This window comes from Pseudomonas sp. W2Oct36 (assembly GCF_041060465.1).
GTDB classification, from domain to species: domain Bacteria; phylum Pseudomonadota; class Gammaproteobacteria; order Pseudomonadales; family Pseudomonadaceae; genus Aquipseudomonas; species Aquipseudomonas graminis_B.
Window position 1 is genome coordinate 1 of the sequence record NZ_JAUERW010000043.1, and the last position, 1,838, is coordinate 1,838.

A 1,838-nucleotide genomic window follows, 5' to 3' on the forward strand; every position below is an offset into this window, starting at 1 on the left:
GCAGTTCGAATCTGCCCAGACCCACCAATTTTGTTATGGGGCCATAGCTCAGCTGGGAGAGCGCCTGCCTTGCACGCAGGAGGTCAACGGTTCGATCCCGTTTGGCTCCACCATAACTGCTTCTGATTGCTGAAAGCTTAGAAATGAGCGCTCCATCCGCTGGGATGATGAGTGTTGATTTCTGGTCTTTTGACCGGATCGTTCTTTAAAAATTTGGGTATGTGATTGAAATATAGACTGGGCACCTCTTTCACTGGTGTGTGTCCAGGCTAAGGTAAAGTTTGTGAAATGCAAACTTTCGGCGAATGTCGTCTTCACAGTATAACCAGATTGCTTGGGGTTATATGGTCAAGTGAAGAAGCGCATACGGTGGATGCCTTGGCAGTCAGAGGCGATGAAAGACGTGGTAGCCTGCGAAAAGCTTCGGGGAGTCGGCAAACAGACTGTGATCCGGAGATGTCTGAATGGGGGAACCCAGCTGTCATAAGACAGTTACCTTACACTGAATACATAGGTGTATGGAGCGAACCAGGGGAACTGAAACATCTAAGTACCCTGAGGAAAAGAAATCAACCGAGATTCCCTTAGTAGTGGCGAGCGAACGGGGACCAGCCCTTAAGTTGATTTGAGATTAGCGGAACGCTCTGGAAAGTGCGGCCATAGTGGGTGATAGCCCTGTACGCGAAAATCTCTTGTCAATGAAATCGAGTAGGACGGGGCACGAGAAACCTTGTCTGAACATGGGGGGACCATCCTCCAAGGCTAAATACTACTGACTGACCGATAGTGAACCAGTACCGTGAGGGAAAGGCGAAAAGAACCGCGGAGAGCGGAGTGAAATAGATCCTGAAACCGTATGCGTACAAGCAGTGGGAGCCCACTTTGTTGGGTGACTGCGTACCTTTTGTATAATGGGTCAGCGACTTATTTTCAGTGGCGAGCTTAACCGAATAGGGGAGGCGTAGCGAAAGCGAGTCTTAATAGGGCGTCTAGTCGCTGGGAATAGACCCGAAACCGGGCGATCTATCCATGGGCAGGTTGAAGGTTGGGTAACACTAACTGGAGGACCGAACCGACTACCGTTGAAAAGTTAGCGGATGACCTGTGGATCGGAGTGAAAGGCTAATCAAGCTCGGAGATAGCTGGTTCTCCTCGAAAGCTATTTAGGTAGCGCCTCATGTATCACTGTAGGGGGTAGAGCACTGTTTCGGCTAGGGGGTCATCCCGACTTACCAAACCGATGCAAACTCCGAATACCTACAAGTGCCGAGCATGGGAGACACACGGCGGGTGCTAACGTCCGTCGTGAAAAGGGAAACAACCCAGACCGTCAGCTAAGGTCCCAAAGTCATGGTTAAGTGGGAAACGATGTGGGAAGGCTTAGACAGCTAGGAGGTTGGCTTAGAAGCAGCCACCCTTTAAAGAAAGCGTAATAGCTCACTAGTCGAGTCGGCCTGCGCGGAAGATGTAACGGGGCTCAAACCATGCACCGAAGCTACGGGTATCATCTTAGGATGATGCGGTAGAGGAGCGTTCTGTAAGCCTGTGAAGGTGAGTTGAGAAGCTTGCTGGAGGTATCAGAAGTGCGAATGCTGACATGAGTAACGACAATGGGTGTGAAAAACACCCACGCCGAAAGACCAAGGTTTCCTGCGCAACGTTAATCGACGCAGGGTTAGTCGGTCCCTAAGGCGAGGCTGAAAAGCGTAGTCGATGGAAAACAGGTTAATATTCCTGTACTTCTGGTTATTGCGATGGAGGGACGGAGAAGGCTAGGCCAGCCTGGCGTTGGTTGTCCAGGTTTAAGGTGGTAGGCTGAAATCTTAGGTAAATCCGGG

Annotated in this window: 1 tRNA gene and 1 rRNA gene; both read left to right on the forward strand. The window is 50.7% G+C overall.

Annotated elements, in window-relative coordinates:
• Positions 1-37: 37 nt before the first annotated feature.
• Positions 38-113, forward strand: a tRNA-Ala gene (locus tag QWI18_RS25670).
• Between the two features lie 233 nt (positions 114-346).
• Positions 347-1,838 (forward strand): 23S ribosomal RNA (locus tag QWI18_RS25675); the annotation flags it as partial.